The organism is Marisediminicola sp. UYEF4 (assembly GCF_040546025.1).
Lineage (GTDB): Bacteria > Actinomycetota > Actinomycetes > Actinomycetales > Microbacteriaceae > Marisediminicola.
Map to the genome: position 1 here is coordinate 58,994 of NZ_JBEPNA010000009.1, position 23,547 is coordinate 82,540.

A 23,547-nucleotide genomic window follows, 5' to 3' on the forward strand; every position below is an offset into this window, starting at 1 on the left:
TCGCGCTTGCGGTCAGCCGGGGTGCCTAGGCTGGGTTCGTGTCGACTCGTATCTACATCACTTCGGCCGAGGGCCATACCGGAAAATCGGCGATAGCGCTCGGCGTGCTGCACACGCTCAGCCATCAGGTCGAGAGAGTCGGGGTGTTCCGGCCGATCGCCCGCACCGTGACCGAACGCGACTACGTGCTTGAGCTTCTGCTCGCCCATGACAGCGTCGACCTCGCCTACGACGAGTGCGTCGGTGTCGGATACGACCTCGTTCACAGCGATCCGGACGCCGCGCTCGCGCTCATTGTCGCCCGGTTCGCGGCGGTCGAGCGCCAGTGCGACGCGATCATCATCCTCGGCTCCGACTACACCGACGTCGGCACCCCCACCGAGCTCTCCTACAACGCCCGCATCGCCACGAACCTCGGTGCTCCCGTGCTGCTCGCGCTCGGCGGGCGCGCCGCGGAAGGCAACGGGCCGCGCACCGCCGACGACCTCCGGCAGATTGCCGAGGTCGCGACGGCGGAACTGCGGCACGCCCACGCGGGACTTGTGGCGATCGTGGTCAACCGGGCGGACCCCGACCGCCTCGACGAGATCGAGGCCGCCGTGGCATCCGCGGTCGACGATTCCGCAAGTGCGGTGCCGGTCTGGGTCATCCCGGAGGACCCCTACCTGTTCGCGCCGACCGTGGGGGAACTGCTCAAGTCGACCGGCGCTACTCTCATCGCCGGCGACCCCGCCCTCCTCGAACGCGAGGCGCTGACCGTGGTGTTGGCGGCCATGTCGATGGAGAACGTGCTGCCGCGCCTGCTCGAGGGGGCGATCGTCGTCGTGCCGGGGGACAGATCCGACGTGCTGCTCGCCACGATGCTTGCCGACCAGTCCGGCACCTTCCCCTCCGTCGCCGGCATCATCCTCAATGGCGGATTCGAGCTGCCGCCGCAGATCACGCGGCTCATCGAGGGTCTCCACTCGACCCTGCCGATCGCCCGCAACGAGCTCGGAACCTACGACACGGCCCTGCGGATCACCCAGACCCGCGGGCGGCTGGGGCTCGGATCTCAGCGCAAGTACGACACGGCGCTCGCCCTGTTCGAGAAGAACGTCGACGAGGACGAGCTCCTCCGGCTGCTGCGGGTGGCGCCGTCCGATGTCGTGACCCCGCTGATGTTCGAGTTCGGGCTGTTGGAACGGGCCAGGAGCCAGCGCAAGCACATCGTGCTGCCGGAGGGCGGCGATGACCGGATACTGCGGGCCGCAGCGACTCTGCTCCTTCGGGAGGTCGCCGAGCTCACGATCCTCGGCGACGAGAGCACCATCCGCACGAGGGCGACCACCCTCGGCCTCGACCTCGACGGCGCCCACATCGTTGACCCGTTCGATCCGGAATTGCGTGCCCGATTCGCCGAGGAATATGCACGGGTCCGCGCGCACAAGGGCATCTCGCTCGTCCAGGCGAGTGACACCGTGACGGATGTCTCCTACTTCGGCACGATGATGGTGCACCTCGGGCTCGCCGACGGCATGGTGTCGGGCGCGCAGCACACGACCGCGCACACGATCCGTCCCGCCTTCGAGATCATCAAGACGAAGCCGGGGGTGTCGGTCGTCTCGAGTGTGTTCCTGATGGCGCTCGCCGACCGGGTGCTGGTCTACGGCGACTGCGCGGTCATCCCCGACCCCACCGCTGAGCAGCTCGCCGACATCGCGATTTCCTCGGCGGAGACAGCGAAGCAGTTCGGTATCGAGCCGCGCATCGCCATGCTGAGCTACTCGACCGGCGACTCCGGCGCCGGCGCCGACGTCGAGAAAGTACGCACGGCAACGGCGCTCGTGCGCGAACGCCGCCCCGACCTGCTCGTCGAGGGTCCGATCCAGTACGACGCCGCAGCCGACCCGACCGTCGCCGCGGCGAAGATGCCCGGGTCGGAGATCGCTGGACGGGCGACGGTATTCATCTTCCCCGACCTGAACACCGGCAACAACACCTACAAGGCGGTGCAGCGCTCCGCTGGCGCCGTGGCGATCGGACCCGTACTGCAGGGCCTCAACAAGCCCATCAACGACCTCTCACGGGGGGCGCTCGTGCAGGACATCGTGAACACGGTCGCCATCACCGCCATCCAGTCCGCCTCGGACGCGGCCACCGAGACCGAGAGCGCATCATGACCCAGATCTTCGTCGTCAACTCCGGCTCCAGCTCGATCAAGTACCAGCTCGTCGATCTCGCGACCGAGAGGCCGGTGCTCGGCGGCCTCGTCGAAAGGGTGGGCGAGCCCGGCTCGGACGTGCCCGATCACGCGGCGGGGCTGCGGAGCATCCTGCACGACCTCGGCAACGGGCACGAGATCGCCGCGGTCGGCCACCGGGTCGTGCACGGCGGGGCGCTGTTCACCGAACCGACGGTCGTTACCGACGAGGTCGAGCGCGGGATCGAGGGACTCGCGGCCCTCGCCCCGCTGCACAACCCCGCGAACCTGCAGGGCATCCGGGCGGCACGCCTCGCGCTCCCGGAGCTGCCGCACGTGGCAATTTTCGACACCGCGTTCCACCACACCCTGTCCCCGGCGGCCTACACCTACGCGATCGACCGGGACCTCGCCGCGCAGCACGGGGTGCGCCGGTACGGATTCCACGGCACCTCGCACAAGTTCGTCTCGGAGCAGGCCGCGGTGTTCCTCGGCAGGCCGCTGGCCTCGCTGAAGACCATCGTGCTGCACCTCGGCAACGGGGCCTCGGTGGCGGCGATCGACGGGGGAGTGTCGATCGAGACGAGCATGGGCATGACTCCGCTCGAGGGCCTCGTGATGGGCACACGCTCGGGCGACATCGACGCGGCCGTGCTGATCCACCTGCACCGGCAGGCCGGGCTCGACTTCGACGAGCTCGACCAGTTGCTCAACCGGCGAAGCGGACTGCTCGGCCTGTCGGGCAACGGCGACATGCGCGACGTGCAGGCGGCAGCATCCAACGGCGACGAGGTCGCCGAGGCGGCGCTCGCCGTCTACCGGCACCGCATCCGCCGCTACATCGGGGCCTACATCGCCCACCTCGGCGGGCTCGACGCGATCGTCTTCACGGCCGGTGTCGGCGAGAACAATTCGCTGCTGCGCCGCCGGGTGCTCGCGGGGCTCGAGTTCCTCGGCATCCACGTCGACCCTGATCGCAACGAGCTGGCCTCCCGCGAGGCGCGCTTCATCTCGCCCGACGGCTCGCCCGTCGCCGTGCTCGTGATCCCCACCAACGAGGAGCTCGAGATCGCCAGGCAGACGGCCGCCGCCGCGCTGTAGGAGTGGGACGCGGTGCTCCGAGTCGCCGGGCGTCGGAAATTCAGGAACACAGCATGCCGACGCACGAGAGTAGGCCTGCGCGCGCACGGGCGGATACCGATTCCTGAATTTCGAACAGCGGGGCGGCAGAGAACGCCCACCACGCCGCGCCTACTCGGTGTGGACCGGGCCGCTCAGATTGCCGAGCGCCTCGGTGATCGGCGTGGTCCCCCCGACGACCTCGAACTGCGTTCCGATCGTCTGGACGGTCTCGAGCACGTTGGCGATGACCGCGGCGACGTCCGCCCGGGAGATCGAGGAGCGGTCGCTTCGCTCGGCGACGGTCACGAGTCCCGTGGGCGCGTCGTTCGTGAGGCCACCCGGCCTCACGATCGTCCAGTCCAGGTCGAGGGCGCGCACCGCAGCATCCGCTTCGCTCTTGGCCTTCAGGTAGATCTGCATACCGTCGGTCGACGATGGGTCATAGTCGTCGGCGCCGATCGAGGAGACAATCACAAACCGCGCGACGCCCGCGGCGACGGAGGCTTCGGCGAGCAGGATTGCGCCGTCACGGTCGACTGTGAGCTTGCGCTCCGGCCCGCTGTCGGGGCCTGCTCCCGCGGCGAAGACGACGGCATTCGCGCCGGTGAGCGCGGATGCGATCTCCTCCGGTGTGCTCTTCTCGAGGTCGAGTACCACCGGATCGGCCCCGGCGGACCTCAGATCGGCAGCGTGCTCCGGATTGCGGATGAGTCCCGTCGGCGTGTGGCCTGCATCCGCGAGCAGGCGCGACAGTAGTAGGGCGATCTTTCCGTGGCCTCCGGCGATGACGATGTGCATCGCCCCACGGTAGACGACTAAACTGGGCGACGGCTCCTCGCGTGGCGCCATCCAGGCCAACTCCCCCAGGACGGAAACGTAGCAAGGGTAACCGGGCTCTGGCGGGTGCGCGAGGGGTCTTTTATCTTGCCGTAGCGCGCCAACGCCGGCGGAGCGGTGCGATGCCGTCCCGTGCAGTGCGACGTCGCCCAGACCGCCCTCTCCCCCACTGACGAAGGAGATTCGGCGCCCGGCCTCCGGGAAGACCGATTTCGCGCGGCGAGTCGCAGTTTCTCCTGCGTTGCGGTTGTGTCGCGCCATCGCGTCGCGGCTAGAACGGATCTCCGAGCTTGACGAGCACTCGACCGTGACGTCTCTCGCGGTCCCGCCGAGCATCCGCAACTGCCCGCTCGATCACCGCGAGCGTGTGCGGCCAGGTCTGGAAGATGTGGGCGGTGCGGATGCGCAGTGAATGACGCCCCAATCCCTCAGCCTGCACATCGCGGTCCCGGTCCGTGGCGAACCGATCATCCCCCTCGTGCCAGGCCCGTCCGTCGACATCGATCCCGACGCAGTCGTCGACCACGAGGTCCTGGTGCCCCATGCCGGGCACGTGGCCCTGTGCGACCACCGTGAACCCCGCCCGTTCAAGTCGCAGGCGAACGATTGTCTCGTTGCCCGACCCGCTGTTGGCGACGATGCGCCGGATGCCGTCGTGCAGCCTCCGAGGAGCGTGCACCGCGAGCTGCCTGATCTGTTCCGGTCGGAGAAACCCAGTCCACATCGCTGACTCCATAGCCGCAATTGCGTTCTCCTCGTCCAGACAGTGCAGCGCCTGCCACAGCGACTGCAGCGGTGTTGCCTCCCCTGGGATTCGAAGGCCGAAGCGGGGCAGCGCCCAGTGGAATCGCGCGGTCGGGTCGGGCGTCGCGGACGAGGTGGGCGGCAGCTGAATGTGCAGGCGCAGGCTGTGGCCGGCCCACACGCCGTGGGCGCGGAGCACCGACACGCACGTGAGTGCGCCACCGATCGCGGCAGCCCGAGCGATCCGCTCGTCGAGGTGTCCGCATCCGTAGACGCCGCGGCGAAGCCGTTGAATTCGTCCGGTCGTCACTGACCGTCGCAGCTGTCCCGACGAGATCCCCCGGGAGGTCAGGGACTGGAGGCTCGCCACGTGTCCAAGCGCGCAGAGAACATCATTCATAACCCGAGGGTGAGTGCGGGGATGGAGCAGGGTGGCGGTGGCGGACACATCCGGGGATCGCGCACGAAAGATCTGGCCGGGGACGAGTAGTGGTTTGCTTTCGGCGAGCAGGTCGCCCGACGACGTAATCGAGGAGTTTCAGCAGACTCGCCGAAAATCGGGGCGTCAGGATGAGGCGTGTCGCAGATTCTCCTGCGTTAGCTGCGGCTCGCGCTGGTGTGCGTGCGGGTACGGGTACGGGTACGGGTACGGTGCGGGTGCGGCGCCAGAGCGCCGAGTTTCAGCCGTCGCCACCCGAGCCACCGGCTTTCCCGCGTTAAGCTGCCGCCGCAGTTCAGCGCCAGTGGTCGCGACTACTCTGGACGGGTGGCCACAGCTCTTTACCGCCGGTATCGTCCGGAGACCTTTGCCGAACTCATCGGCCAGTCTCAGGTGACCGATCCGCTGCGCACCGCCCTGCGCAACGACCGGGTCAATCATGCCTATCTGTTCAGTGGGCCCCGCGGATGCGGAAAGACCACCTCCGCGCGCATCCTCGCCCGCTGCCTCAACTGCGTCGAGGGCCCGACCGACACCCCGTGCGGAGTCTGCCCGAGCTGCGTCGAACTGAGCCGCGATGGCTCAGGATCGATGGACGTCGTCGAGATCGACGCCGCGAGCCACGGTGGCGTCGACGACGCCCGCGACCTGCGTGAACGCGCGATCTTCGCCCCGTCCCGCGACCGCTACAAGATATTCATCCTCGACGAGGCGCACATGGTGACCTCGGGCGGATTCAATGCGCTGCTCAAGATCGTCGAGGAGCCGCCGGAGCACGTGAAGTTCATCTTCGCGACGACGGAGCCGGACAAGGTCATCGGAACGATCCGATCGCGCACCCATCACTACCCGTTCCGGCTCGTGCCGCCCGCGCAGATGCTCGAATACGTGCACCAGCTGAGCGAGAGCGAGAACGTCGCGGTCGAGTCCGGCGTGTTGCCGCTCGTCGTGCGCGCCGGAGGGGGAAGCGTGCGCGACACGCTGTCGCTGCTCGACCAGCTCATCGCTGGCTCCGAGGGCTCGAGCGTGCAGTACGAGCGCGCCGTCGCCCTGCTCGGCTACACGCACGGCGCGCTGCTGAGCGATGTCGTCGACGCGCTCGGGGAACGCAACGCCTCGTCGGCCTTTGGCGCGGTCGACCGCGTGATCCAGACCGGTCAGGACCCGCGCCGCTTCGTCGAGGACCTGCTCGAGCGCCTACGAGACCTGATCGTCGTGAGCGCCTACTCCGGATCGACCGAGGGCGCGGCGGCTGTGCTGCGCGGAATTCCTCAGGACGAGCTCGACCACATGGCCCAGCAGGCGCAGATGTTCGGCACGGCTGAGCTCAGCCGCGCCGCCGACGTCGTCAACGCCGCGCTCACCGAGATGACCGGCGCCACCTCGCCACGACTGCACCTGGAACTCATGATCGCTCGTGTGCTGATCCCCGCGAGCGACGCGACCAACCGCGGCGCCCTCGCCCGGGTCGAGCGCCTCGAGCGCCGTGTCGGCGTTGAAACGGATGCCGGAGTCGAGGCGCCCGGCGCCCCCACCGTTCGTGTCTCGCCCCAGCCGGCAGCCGCACGAGTCGCGCCGCCCGCCGCCCCCGCGGCACCCGCTGCTGCCCCCTCGGCACCCGCTGCCGCACCCGCTGCCGCACCCGCTGCCACCCCCTCGGCACCCGCTGCCGCACCCGCTGCCACCCCCTCGGCACCCGCTGCCACCCCCGCGGAGCTCGCAGCAGCCGCACCCGTCACCCTCGGACAGGTCAAGGACGCCTGGCCCGAGATTCTCGACGCCGTGCAGAAGGCCAAGCGCACGGCCTGGATGGTCGTCTTCAACACCCACGTCGTCGACCTGAGAGACGACGTTCTGGTCCTTTCCTTCGTGAGCGAGAACGATGTCGGCAGCTTCAAGCACCAGCAGGGCGTCGGCCAAGGTGTGAGCGAGTTCCTGCGCCGCGCGATCGTCGAGGTGCTCGGCATCCGCGTCAAGTTCGTGGCGAGGGTGGATGCCGCCGCACACGCAAAGTCCGTTCCGTCGACTCTCGCCGCGCCCGTCAGCGAGCCCGCCGCACCCGGGTCGGCCGACCCGGCGATCGTCACGCCAGTGCAGCCGAGCGTCGCCGAGCAAGGCGCAGTGGAGCCGAGCGTCGCCGAGCAGATCCCAGTGCAGAACAACTCCGCCCAGCAGAGCCCGCCCCGGGCCACGGCCACCAACGCGTCCCAGGCGCAGACGCCCGCCCCGAAGGCGCAACCGACGACGACGTGGGCGACGGTCGCCGTTCCAGACTCCTCACCGATCGACACCCCCGCGAGCGCACCCGTCGCCGAGAAGACGACGCCGCCCGCGGCCCAGCCGACCGTGCGGTCTGCCCCGCCCGCCCCGACCCGGGCGCCATCGCGGCCGGTGTCAACGGACGGGAACCCGCCCGACGTCGAGCCCGTCGAGGAGGCGGACCGCGAGCCGGAGCCAGAATTCGAGCCGGACTACTCGTCGCCGCTCGTCGGTTCCCGACCGCCGCAGGGGAAACAGCAGCCCCAGCAGCCCCCGCAGCCCCCGGCATCCGTTTCGGCCCCACCGGCCGCGACGGTCGCGCGCGCGGCAGCAATCGACAAGGCGCGCTACGGCGAGTCGGTCGTGCGCGAGATCCTCGGCGCGAGCTTCATCGAGGAGCAGGCTGTCGCGCCCCGTGTCACCCCGAGAATCGACTAGTTCATGTATGAAGGCATCGTCCAGGAACTGATCGACGAGCTCGGCAGGCTGCCGGGAGTCGGACCCAAGTCGGCGCAGCGCATTGCGTTCCATATCCTGCAGACCGAGACCTTCGACGTCACCCGACTTGCCGAAATCCTCATGGAGGTCAAGGAGAAGGTTCGGTTCTGCGCAATCTGCGGCAACGTCACCGAGCAGGAGACCTGCGGCATCTGCCGGGATCCCCGCCGGTCGCCGGCCACGATCTGCGTGGTCGAGGAGGCCAAAGACGTAGTTGCGATCGAGCGCACCCGGGAGTTCCGCGGCCTGTACCACGTGCTCGGCGGCGCGATCTCGCCGATCGACGGCATCGGCCCCGATGACCTGCGCATCAAGCAACTCATGACCCGCCTCTCCGATGGAACCGTCACCGAAGTGATCATCGCCACCGACCCGAACCTCGAGGGTGAGGCAACGGCGACCTACCTGTCGCGGTTGCTCATGCACCTGGGGCTGCGAGTCACGCGGCTCGCCTCCGGCCTTCCGGTGGGTGGCGACCTCGAGTATGCCGATGAGGTAACGCTCGGCCGAGCGTTCGAAGGACGCCGCGTCGTCGAACACTAGAATCGAATCTTGATTCATTCGACCACCGCACCACACCCCCTGGAGTAGACGTGAGCTTGATCGTGCAGAAGTACGGCGGATCCTCCGTCGCGAATGCCGAAGGTATCAAGCGAGTCGCAAAGCGTATCGTGCAGACCCGGAAGGCCGGAAACGACGTCGTCGTGGTCGTGTCCGCGATGGGCGACACCACCGACGAACTGCTCGACCTGGCCGAGAGCGTCTCGCCACTGCCGGCCGGGCGCGAACTCGACATGCTGCTCACCGCGGGCGAGCGCATCTCGATGGCGCTGCTCGCCATGGCGATCAAGGGGCTCGGGGTCGATGCGCGCAGCTACACGGGCAGCCAGGCTGGCATGATCACGGATGCGAGGCATGGCAGCGCGCGCATCGTCGACGTCACCCCGGGCCGGGTCCGCGAAGCGCTCGATATCGGCGCCGTCGCGATCGTCGCCGGCTTCCAGGGCTTCAACCGGGGGACCGGCGACATCACCACTCTCGGACGGGGCGGATCGGACACGACCGCCGTCGCCCTCGCCGCCGCGCTCGGCGCCGATGTCTGCGAGATCTACACCGACGTCGACGGGATCTTCACGGCCGACCCCCGCGTCGTGCCGTCCGCTCGGAAGATCGATCGCATCACGAGCGAGGAGATGCTCGAACTCGCCGCCGCCGGCGCGAAGGTGCTGTATATTCGCGCGGTGGAATATGCCCGCCGCCATGGCGTCACGCTTCACGTGCGATCCTCCTTCAACAACAACGAGGGCACGCTCGTAGTCAATCCCCAGGATGGAGAAACGATGGAACAGCCGATCATCGCCGGTATCGCGGCGGACCTCAGCGAGGCCAAGATCACAGTCGTCGGAGTCCCCGACATTCCCGGCAAGGCCGCCCAGATCTTCACGATCGTGGCATCCACCGATGCCAACATCGACATGATCGTGCAGAACGTGTCGAGCGCCGCCACCGGCCTCGCCGACATCTCCTTCACGTTGCCCAAGCTCGAGGGCGCGAAGGTGCTCCACGTGCTGGAGAGCCGCAAGGACGAGGTCGGGTTCGACTCGCTGCAGTACGACGACCAGATCGGCAAGCTCGCCCTTGTCGGCGCGGGCATGCGCACCAACGCCGGAGTCTCGGCCAAGCTCTTCACCGCGCTGTTCGAGGCGGGCATCAACATCGAGATGATCTCCACGAGCGAGATCCGCATCTCAGTCGTCACTCGCGCCGACACCATCAACGAGGCGGTGCGGGTCGTGCACAGCGCTTTCGACCTCGACACCGACGACGTCGCGCTCGTTCACGGCGGGACCGGGCGATGAGCACGGGTGTGCGCATCGGCGTGGTCGGCGCGACCGGGCAGGTCGGCGCGGTCGTGCGGCAGCTACTCGACGAGCGCGACTTCCCGGTGGCGGAGATCCGCTACTTCGCGTCGTCGCGGTCCGCCGGAACCACGCTGCCGTGGCGTGGCGCCGAGATCGTCGTCGAAGACGCCGAGACGGCCGACCCCGCAGGTCTCGACATTGCGATTTTCTCGGCCGGGGCCACAACCTCCAAGGCGCAGGCGCCACGGTTCGCGGCCGCCGGCGTTCTCGTGATCGACAACTCCTCCGGGTTCCGCATGGACCCCGATGTGCCGCTCGTCGTGAGCGAGGTGAACCCGCACGCAATCGCCCAGGCGACCAAGGGAATTATCGCGAACCCTAACTGCACGACCATGGCCGCGATGCCAGTGCTCAAGGTTCTGCACGAGGAGGCCGGGCTTCAGCGGCTCATCGTGAGCACCTACCAGGCTGTCTCCGGCGCAGGGCTCGCCGGGGGAGAGGAGCTGCTTCAGCAGGCCCGGGCCGCTGTGGCCCAGGATGCGATGGCGCTCGTCCACGACGGATCTGCCGTCGAGTTTCCCGGGCCGGTCAAGTTCCCGCGCACGATCGCGTTCGACGTGATCCCTCTCGCCGGCTCGATCGTCGATGACGGTGAGTACGAGACCGACGAAGAGAAGAAGCTCCGCAACGAGAGCCGGAAGATCCTCGAGCTGCCGGAGCTGCTCGTGAGTGGAACCTGTGTTCGCGTCCCCGTGTTCACCGGGCACTCGCTCTCGATCAACGCGGAGTTCGCCTCCGCCCTGTCGGTCGCCCGCGCGACAGAGCTGCTCGCGGGCGCTCCCGGCGTCGAGCTGAGCGAGATTCCGACCCCGCTGCATGCTGCGGGCAAGGACCCGAGCTTCGTGGGGCGCATCCGCCAGGACCCAGGAGTTCCGGACGGGCGCGGCCTCGCGCTGTTCATCAGCAATGACAACCTCCGCAAAGGCGCGGCTCTCAACGCCGTGCAGATCGCAGAGCTCGTGGCGTCGAAGGTCGCCGGGTCCTGACGATTTCCGATCGCTACGGACGCCCGTGACGAAGTAAAGTCATGCACAAGCGCCGATTACTTCTCGCCTCGCTCGTTGGGGCACTGATTGTCGCTCTGATTGGGGTCATCGTGGTTCTCGGCGGCTCGAGCCGGCATTCGGCGATCGTCCCCGCGCCGAGCGCGGGGGTCGGCCCCCTTGTGGCCTTCTACGGCGACTCCTACACGCTCGGAACGGGAGCGAGCGACGACGCGCGGCGCTGGTCGACCCAGATCTCCCGCGACCGGGGGTGGCAGGAGTTCAACCCGAGCGTCAACGGGCTCGGGTTCATCAACAATCGCGACCGCTTCGGTGCTGGCGACCTCCCCGACCTGATTATCACGGCGAAGCCCGACATCGTCTTCGTGACGATGGGCCTCAATGACAACTTCTCATACGATTTCGCTGCGCAGGACATCAAGGCGCAGATCAGCGACGACCTGTCCCGCCTGTCCGCAGCGCTCCCCGACGCCCGGTTCGTTGTCGTCGAGCCGTTCTGGTACACCGACGAGCGCCCGCGCTCGGTCGAGGTGATCATCAGCTGGGTGCAGTCCGCCGCGACCGCCATCGGCGCAGACTACATCGCGGGGGCATCGCGGTGGATCGAGGGGCACCCCGAATGGATGGCCGCGGACGGCCTGCATCCGAACGACGACGGCTACCTCGAGATGGCGCGGCGGATGGACCTCGAGCTCGAGGCGCTCGGGCTGTGACCGGCCACGCATAAACTGGACTCGTGAGCACCCAAGCCCCGATCGACGTCGCCCTCATTGGCGGCGGTGTCATGAGCGCCACCCTCGGCGCCCTCATCAAGCAGCTGCAGCCCGACTGGACGATCACGATCTTCGAACGCCTCAGCGATGTCGCCAGAGAGTCGTCGAACCCGTGGAACAACGCCGGAACCGGTCACTCCGCGCTCTGCGAGCTCAACTACACTCCCGAGAAGCCCGACGGCACGATCGAGATCTCGAGTGCGGTAAAGGTCAACGAGCAGTTCCAGATCTCCCGTCAGTTCTGGGCCCACCTCGTGGCGAAGGGGCTCCTGCCCGACCCGCAGGCGTTCATCAACCCCGTCCCGCACATGAGTTTCGTCTGGGGTGAGGCGAACGTCGCCTACCTGCGCAAGCGGTTCGAGGCGCTCAAGGACCACCCGCTCTTCGCGGGAATGGAGTACAGCGAAGACGCCGCGGTCATCCGCACATGGGCGCCCGCAATGATCGCCGGCCGGCTGAAGTCGGAAAAGATCGCCGCAACGAAGATCGACTCCGGCACCGACATCGACTTCGGCGCGCTCACCAACGGACTGTTTGACTACATCACCGACAACGGCGCCGACCTCCGCACCGAGCACACCGTGACAGGGCTCAAGCAGCAGCAGGACGGCTCGTGGCGCATCCGCCTCAAGGAGGAGGTCGGAATGACCCGCCTGGATGTCTCGGCGCGGTTCGTGTTCGTCGGGGCCGGCGGCGGTGCGCTCCGACTGCTGCAGAAGTCCGGGATCCCCGAGGCGCGCGGCTTCGGCGGATTCCCCGTCAGCGGGCAGTTCCTGCGCACCGACAACCCCGACCTCGTCGCCCGGCATCAGGCCAAGGCCTACGGCAAGGCCGCCGTCGGCTCGCCGCCGATGTCGGTGCCGCACCTCGACACGCGCATTGTCGACGGCGAGGCGAGCCTCATGTTTGGTCCGTACGCCGGGTTCAGCCCGAAGTTCCTCAAAACGGGCTCCTGGCTTGACCTGATCGCCTCGGTGCGTCCGCACAACCTCCTGCCGATGCTCGCGGTCGGGCGCGACAATCTCGACCTCACCTGGTACCTCGTCAAGCAGGTGCTCGCCAGCCGCCGCACGAAGTTCGCGGCGCTCACCGAGTTCATGCCGAACGCCAAGCCAGCGGACTGGTACGAGATCACGGCGGGTCAGCGCGTGCAGGTCATCAAGAAGGATGACAATAAGGGCGGCGTTCTCCAGTTCGGCACCGAGGTGGTCACCTCGGCCGACGGCACGATCGCCGGTCTTCTCGGGGCCTCCCCCGGCGCGTCGACCGCGGTGCCGATCATGCTCACCGTTCTCGAGCGCTGCTTCCCCGAGCACATCGCGGGCTGGACGCCGACGATCAAAAAGATGATCCCGAGCTACGGCAAGGCCCTCGCCGAGAACGCGGCGCTCGCGAAGAAGACCATCGCGTCGACGAAGAAGGCACTCGCGATCACCTGAGTCGGACGTGGCGAAACGGGGCACAGGATGCCTCGGTATCCCACCAGCTGAGCGTCCGCGCCTCCCACAACGGGGTACAGATCGAGAAACGCCCGTCGGCTAGTTTGGTTGGATGGCGGTGAGTTCGGACGTATTGGGGCGGATGTCGCTCGGTCTCCCGCCGCACCTGACGCCGCGAGCGGTGAGCCGCTCGTTCATCAGCGCCATCCACGTGACCGCGGTCGTCTGCCTTGTCGGTGCGATGATCGTCTCCCTCGCGTTCCAGCTGGAGTGGCCGAACCTGATCTTCTGGCCAGCAGTACTCGCGCTCGTACCCGTGCTCGTAATGCTGTACCTCCTCGACCGAACCCCGACCAACTTCTTCTCGGTCTCCTACCTCATCATCGGCGGAGCATCGGTCTACTGGTACAGCCTGACCTTTGCGAGCCAGATCGAACTCGAAAGCTTCGCTGATTCGATCACCGTGGCGCTGCCCAAGATCGCGCTGATGCTCGTCGGCGGGGCTGGTATCGGCGCGCCTGCCGCGCTGCGTTGGGCAACCAGCGGATTTCTCGTCGCCGAGCTCGCGTCGTTTGCCGCAATCGTGCAGACGTCTCAGCAGTTCGCGCTCGACGAGATCTCGATCGCCGCGTACCTCATCACGGCTATGGTGCTGGTCGGCTCGTGGATCGGGCAGAGCGGAGCGAGGCGGATGCAGCCGCTGCTCTACCGCGCGGCGAAGGAGGAACTTGTCGCCGCGCTCCGCCACCGCATGGAGCTGAGGGCCGCCGCCCTCCTGCACGACACCGTGCTCAACCACATGTCCGTCATCGCGGAGTCGTCCCCGGGGGAGCTCGACCCGCTGCTGCGGGAGCAGATCAGGCGGGACCTGGCGCTGCTCGTGGGCGAGGAATGGCTGACGGAGGCGCCTCGTGCCGACGCGAGCAACGACACCGATTGGCACGACAGCGACCTCTCCCGGACTGTGTGCGAGGCGCGAGCGATGGGCCTCGAGGTCGATACCACCGGCGACACGACGGTCCTCCTGCGGCTCGAAGGCGAGAAGTCGCGCGAGCTCGCTCTCGCGGTCAAGCAGTGCCTCGTCAACGTGCTCAGGCATTCGGGAAGCTCCGATGCCGAAGTCGTCATCTACGGTGCCGATGACGAAGTGCTCGTCATGGTCGTCGACACCGGATGCGGGTTCGACACCGACGCGATCGGGCCAGATCGGCTCGGTCTCAGGACGTCGGTGCACCAGCGCATCGAAGCCGTCGGTGGAACAGTGCAGGTCTGGTCGACGGCGGGGCGTGGAACCTCGATCGTGATCCGCCTGCCTGTCGGACCGGCCTCATCCGCCCGTCCGATTGCCTCGGGGAGTGCCCGGTGACCGGCGCGGAGGTCACCGCCCAACGGCTGGACCCCGCGGGTACCCTCGGCGCCCACTTCCTCACCATCGTTCTGGTTGTCATCGCCTATCTCTGGGCGATCGCCTTCTCCTTGCTCGCGCTGTCGCGGGGCGGCGAGACGGCTCCCGCGCTCGGGGCCCTCATGGTGCTCGCGATCGCCTGCGCGCTCGTCGTCTACGCATCGGGCGAAGGGCACGGGGTGTTCACCGCCGGCATCCACCTGATGGTGCACGCTCTGGTGGTCGCAAGCTTTTTACTGGCGAGCTGGTCGAGCTGGTCGACCGACGACTTCAGCAGGGACCAGTGGGCACCGCTCAGCCTCGGCATCCTGATGGTCGCGGTGGCCCCGTACCGCCCCGCACGCGAACTCATCGCCGGAGGTAGCGCATCGGCCCTCGTCATGGGCGCCGTGACATTCGCCCACGCTGTCGTTGCCCGGACAACCTCGCCGCCGCTGGCCGTCGCGGTCGTCGCGGTGATCGGTGTCGTCGCGCTCTGTTACGGGGCGGCGATGTACTCTCAGCGCACGGTCGAGGCGCTCCAGCGTTGGCACCGGCGGGCGGATGTCGTCGCGGAAGCGCTCGCCGACGAGGTGCGGGTGGGGATAGCCCGCTCGGTGCAGCAGGATCGCGTGACGATCCTCAACCGCGATGTCGTGCCCTTCTTCGGCGACCTGCTCGGTCGCGAGACGATCACTGACGTCGACCGCGCCCGGGCACGGTATATCGCCACCGCAATCCGCAGCGTGATGGTCGCCGACGCCGACCGCACCTGGCTCGAGGTCGTGGTGCAGCAGGCCGGCCGCCCCGGGCGCGCGCTGATCGCGGTCGACGATCCCCACTTCCTCGCCTCCATGATGACGACGGCGCAGCGCACCGCGCTGCGCGCCCACGTCGTCGCGCTCGCCGCCGACCGCAAGGTCGCCGAGGGCTTCTCGATCGTGCTCTCCCGGCACGGCCGGCTGTGCGTCGGCACCCTCACGGTTCCCATCGTCTCCGCAGACCACGCCCTGCGAACCCGGTATGCCCCGATTCATTCGGTCATGCGAGTCGCATTCGACTCCGTCAGCATCCAGACCCACCCTCCTGACCTGATTGTGAGATTCACCTATGAGCATTCGTGAGACGACGAGCCGGCGGATCCGGCTCGCGATCCTCGACGACCACGAGATGCTGCTCGACACCATGAGCAGTTGGATCAAGGTCAACGCGACCGACTTCGATCTGGCGCTCAGTGCGGCGTCCTGGCTCGACCTCGTGCACAGCGACAACTTTCCGACCGAACTCGTGCTCATCGACTTCCAGCTGCGGGAGCACATCTCGATCGAAGCGCGAGTGCGCACGTGCCGTGCGGCCGGGGCGAAGGTCGTCGTGATTTCGAGCCTCGATACCCGCGAGGCGCGGCAGCGGGCGCTGGATGCCGGGGCATCCGCGTTCCTGTCGAAGTCGCTCCCGATGGTCGAGATCATGGACGAGGTGCGTGCCGTGATGGGCGCCCCGCGGGACTCACAGCCGCCGAGGGACTGGCGGCCGCTGCCGAGCGGGGCGACCTCCTACCCGCGCCCCAAGCTCAGTGCCGGGGAAACTGAAGCGCTTAGGCTGTACGCGTCGGGCTCGAGCACGACCGAGGTCGCGCGTGAGATGAACGTGCAGTATGAGACCGCGAAAACCTACATTCGCCGGGTGCGTGAGAAATACGCCAAGGTGAATCGACCGGCGGGGAAGAAGGCGGACCTCATCCGCCGTGCTGCCGAGGACGGATACCTGCTCTGATGGCGAAGCTCTATTTTCGGTATGGCGCGATGAACAGCGGCAAGAGCACGGCGATGCTCCAGGCGGCGTTCAACTACGAGGAGCGCGGCCAGCAGGTGCTTCTGGCCAAACCCCAGATCGACACCAAGGGCGATTCAGCGATCGTCTCCCGGCTCGGGGTGAGTCGCCCGGTCAACTTCGTGCTCTCGCCCGGAGAGGACGCCTACAGGGCCTTCACTGCCCAGCGGGAGCAGGTTCGGTCCAGCACGGGGCTCGACGTGAGTTGTCTCCTCGTCGACGAGGCCCAGTTCCTCACGGAGTCGCAAGTGGACGACCTCCTGCGTATCGCGATTCGCGAGGGGGTCCCCGTGCTTGCCTACGGCATCCGCACCGACTTCCAGACGGTCGCGTTCCCTGGCAGCCGAAGGCTGCTCGAGATCGCCCACTCCCTCGAGGAGTTGAAGACCATCTGCCGCTGCGGCCGTAAGGCTGTGTTCAACGCGCGCACCATCGACGGAGTGTTCGTCTTCGACGGAGACCAGGTCGCGATCGACGGAGTGGACGTCGCGTATGAGTCGCTCTGTGGCGCCTGCTACCTCGAGGAGAGCGGGGGAGTGCTCAACAGCGGGCGCCGTCCCCGGGCCGACTTCAGCTACGGGTCGGCCCCCGACGCCGACTTCGCCTGATCGCCCCGCGCACCCCGGCCGGGTTAACGAACTCAGGGCCGCACACTGTGCGGCCCTGAGTCATATGTCGGGGTAGCGGGATTTGAACCCACGACCTCTTCGTCCCGAACGAAGCGCGCTACCAAGCTGCGCCACACCCCGATCAACCCGAACAAACCGACGGCCCGTTCGACTACTCAACCAGAATAGCTGAAATCGTCGCCCGTCAAAGTCACCAGCACGGCTTCGGGCTTGCAGGCGAACCGAACGGGGGCGTAAATCGAGGTTCCGAGCCCGGCGGAGACGTTCAGGTACGCGGCCCTGAGCGCGTGATGCCACAGGCTGAGACCGCGAACCTGCTCCCTGGGAATGTCGCAATTGGTCACGAGCGCCCCGTATCCGGGCACGCACACCTGGCCGCCGTGGGTGTGACCGGAGAAGATCACGTCGGCTCCGTTCGTCACGAGGGAATTGAGCACGCGGCGGTAGGGCGCGTGGGCGAGGGCGATCGAGACCACGTCAGGACCGTCCCGCTCGTCGAGCCAACCGACGTTCTCGCGCAGCTCGTCCAGTGCACCGGGCAGCTTGTCGAGCCTGTCGAAGCCGGCATGGGGATCGTTGACGCCCATGAACTCGAGGCGCGCACCCTTGATCGACATCGCGCGCGCGGTGTTGTTGAGGCCCAGCCAGCCAAGCCCGTCGAAGAACGCCTCGAGCGCGGCCGTGTCGAGGTTCGGCTTCGTGCCCCGTGCGCTCTTCGACGGCCCCGTGAGGTAGCCGAGGGGGTTCTTCGCCTCGGGCCCGACGTAGTCGTTGGATCCGTGCACGTAGACCCCGGGCACGTTGCGGAACGGCTCGAGCGCATACTCGAGCCCGACGAGCCCGTCCTGATGGCCGAGGTTGTCACCCGTGTTGACGATGAGGTCCGGCTCGAAGATCGCGAGCGAGCGAATCCAGTCCTGCTTGGCCCGCTGCCACGGCGCCATGTGGATGTCGGAGAGGTGCAGCAGCGTGAGCGGTCGGGCTCCGGGCGCCAGCAGCGGGAGGGTCTCCCTCCTGATGCTGAAGGCGTTGCGCTCGACGAGGGCACCCCAGGCGAGGGCACCCAGACCGAGAGCGGCCGCCGTCGCCAGCGCGGCCCCGGCGCGGCTCGAGTTCGTCACTAGCAGTCGGGATCTTCGCCAGGCACAATCACGCCACCGTTCACGGTAAGCGTCACCGCCGTGGATTTCGACGTGGGTGTGCCGCCGGTCGGGTCGCTCGCGACCACCTCGCACTTGTCCGGTGGAACGCTCGGCGTCCATTTCACCGAGACCGAGGTGAACCCCTCATCCCCCAGCGTCTTGAGTGCGTCCTTCACCTGCGTGCCGACGACGTTCGGCACGGTCGCGGACAGGCTGCCGTCGCTCGTGAATACGCGCACCAGGGTCCCCTTGGACACAAGTGCACCCGAGCCGGGGTCAGTCGACGCGACGCGTCCGGCGGCAATCTCCGACGCGATCGTTCCGCCATCAGCGAAAGCCAGGCCGAGGCTCTGGATCACGCTGCGCGCCTGATCGATGCTCTGGCCGGCCACGTTGGGCACGGACTGGGTCGAGCCGCGGATGAGCTCAGGGGGCGGTTCAGGGAAATCGGCTGTTGTGGCGTATAGCGGAGAGCCATCGAGCGCGGTTTGCACGGGCTTCATGATGCGGTGACGTGCAGAGTTCGCGTTGCCGCTGGCGAGGTCCACGCGTGAGATGACCTGTTGGCCGACGATATTCCCGACCCAGACGGCGCTGGCGACCCGGGTGCTCGCCGACGTGACCCACGTCTGCAGCGAGTCGTCAGTTGTCCCAGTTTTTCCGAGTACCACTGTGCCGTCCCCCGGGTTTGAGGCGGAGCCGGTCCCCCCGCTGTTCATGACGCCCTTCAGGGCGGCGGCGGCGGCGGCGGCGACCTCCGGTGAGATGGCCTGGTTGCACTTCTGGGTCTGCCCCACGAGCTCAGTGCCGTTGGCGTCGACGACCTTGTCGACCGCGATCGGCTGGCAGAGGATACCGCCGCTCGCGACCGTCGCATAGGCGTTCGCCATCGTGAGGGGCGCGATCTCGTTGGTGCCGAGAATAGCGCTGGGGTAAATGAGCAGTTCGTTCCCATCCGCGCGGTGAACGCCCATCGACTTCGCCGTTTCGCGGATGTCGCAGAGGTCGAGCTTCGACGCCATATCGATGAATGCCGCGTTGATCGACTGGTTCGTCGCGGTCTGGACCGAGACGCGGCCGGCGCTGGTCCTGGTGAAGTTATTCGGCTTGTACGGCTCGGCGAGCTTCATCGTGCCGCCCTCGCAGTTCGCGGGAAAGGAAGAGTACCCCTTCACGTTACCGTCGACGACCTCGCGCAGGCCGCGACCGTTCTGCAGCCAGTTGACGAGTGTGAACAGCTTGTAGGTTGAGCCGGTCTGGAACCCGGACGACTGCCCGTACTCCCTGTCGGTGTTGAAGTTGACCGCCGTGGTCGTGGGGCCACCGCCCTCGCCGGAGTTATCGTACGACTTGTTCTGGGCCATGATGACGATTCGCCCGGTCCCGACCTCGACGGTCGAGATGGCGGCACCAAGCTCGAACCTCGTCTCATCGGCCGGCGTCTGCGTGGCGAGCACCTGTTCCGCATGCGCCTGCTGGTCGAGGTCGACAGTCGTGTAGATGTCGTATCCGCCCCGCTTCCAATTCTGGTAGCGCTCATCTTCGGTCGTGCCGAGGGCTTCGAGGTTCTTGACGTTGCGCACGACGTAGTCGCAGAAGTGCTTCGCGCCGGACGCGGAGAGACAGCCGTTCCGGGGTGGACTGACGAGGACCGTGGTGTCGTCGACCGGCGTCGAGATTGCCTCGTCGTACTGCTCCTTGGTGAGCATGTCCTGTTCGACCATGTTGCCCAGGATCGCGTCGCGCCGGACTTGATTGCGCTCGCGATTTTCTGCAATGTCGGGGCGCCGTGACGGTGGAGCCTGCACGATTCCGAGGAGGCTCGCCGCCTGGGCCGCGGTCAGGTCCTTCGCGGTTGTCGAGTAGTACTGCTGCGCGGCAGACTCGATGCCGTAGGTGTTGCCTCCGAAGCCGGCGATGTTGAGGTAGGCAAGCAGGATCTCGTCCTTGGTGTACCGCTTCTCGAGGCCGATCGCCAGCTTCGCCTCCTTGAGCTTGCGGTCGATGGTCGACGCCTGCGCGGCGGCGATGCCGGCCTGCCGCTTCTCCTCCGTGTCGTAGGTGAGGGCCTCCTGGATGAGGAGGTTCTTGACGAGCTGCTGCGACAGCGTCGACGCGCCCTGCGTCGAGCTCGACGTGACGTTGTTGATCGCGGCCCGAACTATCCCAGCAAGGTCCACCCCGCCGTGCTCGTAGAAACGCTCGTCCTCGCCCGCGATTGCGGCGTCCTTAACGAACTGCGACACCTCGTCCCACGCGACTTCCTCGCGGTTCTGGTCGTAGATCTGGGCGAATGGCACCTGCTGGCCCGCCTGCAACGCCCACAGCGTGTTCCGCTGCGACTGCTGGTTGATGACCATGTAGTCGGGCAGATCCTCGAAAATACCGACGGTGTTGTTCGCGGTCATGCTCGTCACGGCGATGGCTGGCGTGACCATGGCGGTGACGAGCACCCCCGCGAGAGCGCTGAAACCGAGAAAGCCGAGGATCGCGCCAAAGACACCAACGGGTTTCAAATTTTGGGCAGCCATATGATCAAGGGTAAGTCATACGCCCCTATTTCAATCTGAATGGACACTTCGATGCCAACTTGGGAGTATCTGACAACCCCCCTCATGATCCACAACACCGCCGCGATCCTCAACAACTGGGGGTCCGACGGGTGGGAACTCGTGCAGGTCGTCAACGGCCCGGAGGGCGGCCTTGTCGCCTACCTCAAGCGTGAAAAAAAGGAGAATTCCTGATGTCGGTGCTCGATGATCGCCTCGCGGAGCTCGGCCTCACGATTCCGGAGGTCGCCACTCCCGTGGCCGCCTACGTGCCCGCGGTCGTGAGTGGGCACCTCGTCTACACGTCGGGCCAGCTGCCGTTCGTCGCCGGAGCGCTCCCGGAGACGGGAAAGGTCGGCGCATCCGTGGCACCGGAGCGAGCACAGGAGCTCGCCGCGATCTGCGTGCTCAACGGGCTCGCCGCGGTGCGCTCAGTGATCGGGTCGCTCGACCGTGTGACCCGCATCGTCAAGGTCGTCGGTTTCGTGGCATCCGATCCGGCGTTCACCGGCCAGCCGGGCGTCATCAACGGGGCTTCGGAGCTTCTCGGCGACATCTTCGGCGATGCGGGGCGCCACGCGCGCAGCGCCGTCGGCGTCGCGGTGCTTCCGCTTGACTCGCCCGTCGAGGTCGAATTCATCATCGAATTCGCCTGATCGGCCCGATTCAGAAATGAAAAAAGGCCCCGACCGCTGAGGTCGGGGCCCTCTTCCTTTCTCGCCCGCTACTTCATCTTGTCGGTGATGATCTGCATCACCGACGTGTCTGCGAGAGTGGTGGTGTCGCCGATTTCGCGGCCCTCCGCAACATCCTGAAGCAAGCGGCGCATGATCTTGCCGGAGCGGGTCTTCGGCAGCTCGTTCACGATGAAGATCTGCTTCGGACGCGCGATCGCGCCGATCTGCTCCGCGACGTGGCTGCGCAGCATCGCCACGGCCTCGTCGGTGGTCTGCTTCTTTGCCTGCTTGGATTTCAGGATCACGAACGCGACGACGGCCTGCCCTGTCGCCTCGTCGGCGGCTCCGACGACAGCGGCCTCCGCCACTATCTTGTGCGACACGAGGGCCGACTCGATCTCCGCCGTCGAGAGCCGGTGCCCGGAGATGTTCATGACGTCGTCCACGCGGCCGAGCAGCCAGATGTCGCCGTCGGAATCGACATGCGCCCCGTCGCCGGCGAAGTACTTCGTCCCGCTGAGGGCCTTGAAACGGTCCCAGTAGGTCTCCTGGAATCGCTCGGGGTCGCCCCAGATGCCCCGCAGCATCGACGGCCACGGCTCCGAGACGACGAGCAGTCCACCGTTGGGTGGGTCGACCCGCGTGCCGTCCTCGCCGAGGATGTCGATCTTGATTCCGGGGATCGGCACCTGCGCCGATCCCGGCTTCAGCGTCGTGACGCCGGGCAGCCCCGAGATCATGATCGCGCCGGTCTCGGTCTGCCACCAGGTGTCGACCACCGGAGCAGTGCCGCCGCCGATGATGTCGCGGTACCAGACCCACGCTTCGGGGTTGATCGGTTCGCCGACCGAGCCGAGAACGCGCAGCGAGGTGAGGTCGAAGGCGTTCGGCACCTCGCGCCCAATCTTCATGAACGACCGGATCGCGGTGGGCGCGGTGTAGAAGATACTGACGCCATACTTCTGGATGATCTCCCACCAGCGGCCCGGATGCGGGGTGTCGGGGGTGCCCTCGTAGAGCACCTGGGTGGCGCCGTTCGCGAGCGGACCGTAAACCACGTAGCTGTGACCGGTGATCCAGCCGACGTCGGCGGTGCACCAGTAGACGTCGGACTCCGGATGCAGGTCGAACACATTCTTGTGGGTCGATGCGACCTGGGTCAGGTAGCCGCCGCTGGTGTGCAGGATCCCCTTCGGCTTTCCGGTCGTTCCCGACGTGTAGAGGATGAAGAGCGGGTTCTCCGCCTCGAACGCCTCGGCCTCGTGTTCGGCGTCGGCCGAGGCGAGCTCCTCGTGCCACCAGTGATCACGGCCGTCGACCCAGTCGACGACGTTCTCGCCGCGGCGCACCACGAGCACGTTCCCGACGGTGCTCTTCTTGCCCGCGAGGGCTCCATCGACCGCGCCCTTGAGGGAGAAGACCTTGCCCTTGCGCCACCCGCCGTCGGCGGTGATGACAAGCTTGGCGCTCGCGTCGTCGATTCTTGAGCGCAGGCTCTCTGAGCTGAACCCGCCGAAGATCACGGTGTGCACGGCGCCGATACGCGCGACGGCGAGCATTGCGATGACCGCCTCGGGGATCATCGGGAGGTAGATCGCGACTCGATCACCCTGGCCGATGCCGAGAGACAGCAGCACGTTGGCGGCACGCTTGACCTCGCCGGTCAGCTCCGCGTACGTGATTGAGCGGCTGTCGCCGGGCTCGCCCTCCCAGTGGATCGCGATGCGCTCGCCGTTGCCTGCCTCGACATGCCGGTCGAGGCAGTTGTAGGCGACGTTGATCTTTCCGTCTGCGAACCACTTGGCGAATGGAGGGTTCGACCAGTCCAGCGTCTCGGTGAAATCCCTGTGCCAGTGCAGAAGCGTTCTCGCCTGGTTCGCCCAGAAGCCGAGGCGGTCTGCGGAGGCCTCGTCGTAGATGGACTGGGAGGCAACAGCCTGGCTCGTGAAGCTCTCGCTCGGCGGAAAGCGACGTTCCTCGTGCAGCAGGCTGTCGATGGAATTACTGGGCATGGACTGATCCTCTTCGATCACACGGCGCTGGGCACGGGGTTCCGGGCCACGTGGTGCGATCCTAGTTGGCGGGGGGTTGCGACCCCGTCGCGCCGGCGTGTGCAG

At 67.1% G+C, this 23,547-nt stretch carries 19 protein-coding genes, 1 tRNA gene and 1 other RNA gene; 15 read left to right on the forward strand and 6 right to left on the reverse strand.

All coding sequences use genetic code 11. The annotated features are described in order from the left end of the window. The first annotated feature begins 38 nt into the window (after positions 1 to 38). Both pta and ABIB15_RS09855 read left to right on the forward strand, forming a co-directional pair. Complete coding sequence (gene pta, locus ABIB15_RS09850; protein ID WP_354477637.1) at positions 39 to 2,162, forward strand: phosphate acetyltransferase; 2,124 nt, start codon at positions 39 to 41, stop codon at positions 2,160 to 2,162. Beyond that, positions 2,159 to 3,283: an acetate/propionate family kinase gene (locus ABIB15_RS09855; protein ID WP_354477640.1), complete on the forward strand. Its 1,125-nt coding sequence runs from the start codon at positions 2,159 to 2,161 to the stop codon at positions 3,281 to 3,283. Before pta ends, ABIB15_RS09855 begins: the two co-directional genes overlap by 4 nt. A gap of 150 nt (positions 3,284 to 3,433) precedes the next feature. On the opposite strand, the gene ABIB15_RS09860 is transcribed toward ABIB15_RS09855, so the two are convergent. After that, positions 3,434 to 4,102: an SDR family oxidoreductase gene (locus tag ABIB15_RS09860; protein WP_354477643.1), complete on the reverse strand. Its 669-nt coding sequence runs from the start codon at positions 4,100 to 4,102 to the stop codon at positions 3,434 to 3,436. A gap of 28 nt (positions 4,103 to 4,130) precedes the next feature. Here ABIB15_RS09860 and ffs point away from each other — a divergent pair. Then, positions 4,131 to 4,227: signal recognition particle sRNA small type (gene ffs / locus ABIB15_RS09865), an RNA gene on the forward strand. Positions 4,228 to 4,412: 185 nt separating this feature from the next. Here ffs and ABIB15_RS09870 read toward each other — a convergent pair. Continuing rightward, positions 4,413 to 5,285, reverse strand: a complete 873-nt coding sequence (locus ABIB15_RS09870; protein ID WP_354477646.1) for a putative endonuclease domain-containing protein — start codon at positions 5,283 to 5,285, stop codon at positions 4,413 to 4,415. Between the two features lie 366 nt (positions 5,286 to 5,651). Between ABIB15_RS09870 and ABIB15_RS09875 the strand changes: the two genes are divergently transcribed. From ABIB15_RS09875 to ABIB15_RS09920, 10 genes are all read left to right on the forward strand, one after another. Beyond that, positions 5,652 to 8,021 (forward strand): DNA polymerase III subunit gamma and tau, encoded by a 2,370-nt coding sequence (locus ABIB15_RS09875; protein WP_354477648.1) that lies wholly within the window; start codon positions 5,652 to 5,654, stop codon positions 8,019 to 8,021. A gap of 3 nt (positions 8,022 to 8,024) precedes the next feature. Next, positions 8,025 to 8,624, forward strand: a complete 600-nt coding sequence (gene recR, locus ABIB15_RS09880; RefSeq protein WP_354477652.1) for a recombination mediator RecR — start codon at positions 8,025 to 8,027, stop codon at positions 8,622 to 8,624. Positions 8,625 to 8,674: 50 nt separating this feature from the next. Then, entirely contained in the window at positions 8,675 to 9,940 is a 1,266-nt protein-coding gene (locus ABIB15_RS09885) for an aspartate kinase (protein WP_354477655.1), read from the forward strand. Beyond that, complete coding sequence (locus tag ABIB15_RS09890) at positions 9,937 to 10,989, forward strand: aspartate-semialdehyde dehydrogenase (RefSeq protein WP_354477658.1); 1,053 nt, start codon at positions 9,937 to 9,939, stop codon at positions 10,987 to 10,989. Before ABIB15_RS09885 ends, ABIB15_RS09890 begins: the two co-directional genes overlap by 4 nt. Before the next feature lie 41 nt (positions 10,990 to 11,030). Beyond that, positions 11,031 to 11,720 (forward strand): SGNH/GDSL hydrolase family protein, encoded by a 690-nt coding sequence (locus tag ABIB15_RS09895; RefSeq protein WP_354477661.1) that lies wholly within the window; start codon positions 11,031 to 11,033, stop codon positions 11,718 to 11,720. 23 nt (positions 11,721 to 11,743) lie between these two features. Continuing rightward, positions 11,744 to 13,219: a malate:quinone oxidoreductase gene (locus tag ABIB15_RS09900; RefSeq protein WP_354477664.1), complete on the forward strand. Its 1,476-nt coding sequence runs from the start codon at positions 11,744 to 11,746 to the stop codon at positions 13,217 to 13,219. 112 nt (positions 13,220 to 13,331) lie between these two features. Beyond that, complete coding sequence (locus ABIB15_RS09905) at positions 13,332 to 14,585, forward strand: sensor histidine kinase (protein ID WP_354477667.1); 1,254 nt, start codon at positions 13,332 to 13,334, stop codon at positions 14,583 to 14,585. Then, positions 14,582 to 15,727 (forward strand): hypothetical protein, encoded by a 1,146-nt coding sequence (locus ABIB15_RS09910; RefSeq protein ID WP_354477670.1) that lies wholly within the window; start codon positions 14,582 to 14,584, stop codon positions 15,725 to 15,727. Before ABIB15_RS09905 ends, ABIB15_RS09910 begins: the two co-directional genes overlap by 4 nt. Next, entirely contained in the window at positions 15,714 to 16,376 is a 663-nt protein-coding gene (locus ABIB15_RS09915) for a response regulator transcription factor (RefSeq protein ID WP_354477673.1), read from the forward strand. Before ABIB15_RS09910 ends, ABIB15_RS09915 begins: the two co-directional genes overlap by 14 nt. Then, positions 16,376 to 17,041, forward strand: a complete 666-nt coding sequence (locus ABIB15_RS09920; protein WP_354477676.1) for a thymidine kinase — start codon at positions 16,376 to 16,378, stop codon at positions 17,039 to 17,041. The genes ABIB15_RS09915 and ABIB15_RS09920 overlap by 1 nt, the downstream gene beginning before the upstream one ends. Before the next feature lie 67 nt (positions 17,042 to 17,108). On the opposite strand, the gene ABIB15_RS09925 is transcribed toward ABIB15_RS09920, so the two are convergent. The 3 genes from ABIB15_RS09925 to ABIB15_RS09935 all read right to left on the reverse strand — a co-directional run bounded on the left by ABIB15_RS09925 (position 17,109) and on the right by ABIB15_RS09935 (position 20,735). Continuing rightward, a tRNA-Pro gene (locus ABIB15_RS09925) sits at positions 17,109 to 17,182 on the reverse strand. Positions 17,183 to 17,217: 35 nt separating this feature from the next. Beyond that, positions 17,218 to 18,183: a metallophosphoesterase gene (locus ABIB15_RS09930; RefSeq protein ID WP_354477679.1), complete on the reverse strand. Its 966-nt coding sequence runs from the start codon at positions 18,181 to 18,183 to the stop codon at positions 17,218 to 17,220. After that, positions 18,183 to 20,735 carry a transglycosylase domain-containing protein gene (locus ABIB15_RS09935; RefSeq protein ID WP_354477682.1) on the reverse strand — a complete coding sequence of 851 codons (2,553 nt, stop codon included), beginning with the start codon at positions 20,733 to 20,735 and terminating at the stop codon, positions 18,183 to 18,185. Before ABIB15_RS09935 ends, ABIB15_RS09930 begins: the two co-directional genes overlap by 1 nt. Positions 20,736 to 20,786: 51 nt before the next feature. Here ABIB15_RS09935 and sp36 point away from each other — a divergent pair, with 51 nt between their 5' ends. Both sp36 and ABIB15_RS09945 read left to right on the forward strand, forming a co-directional pair. Continuing rightward, positions 20,787 to 20,948, forward strand: coding sequence for a Sp36 family protein (gene sp36, locus ABIB15_RS09940; RefSeq protein WP_354477685.1), 162 nt, complete (start codon positions 20,787 to 20,789; stop codon positions 20,946 to 20,948). After that, positions 20,948 to 21,409, forward strand: a complete 462-nt coding sequence (locus ABIB15_RS09945) for a RidA family protein (RefSeq protein ID WP_354477688.1) — start codon at positions 20,948 to 20,950, stop codon at positions 21,407 to 21,409. Before sp36 ends, ABIB15_RS09945 begins: the two co-directional genes overlap by 1 nt. A gap of 68 nt (positions 21,410 to 21,477) precedes the next feature. Here ABIB15_RS09945 and acs read toward each other — a convergent pair whose 3' ends face one another. Next, a complete protein-coding gene (gene acs, locus ABIB15_RS09950) occupies positions 21,478 to 23,442 on the reverse strand; it encodes an acetate--CoA ligase (RefSeq protein ID WP_354477691.1) in 1,965 nt (654 codons plus the stop codon). Between the last annotated feature and the right edge of the window lie 105 nt (positions 23,443 to 23,547).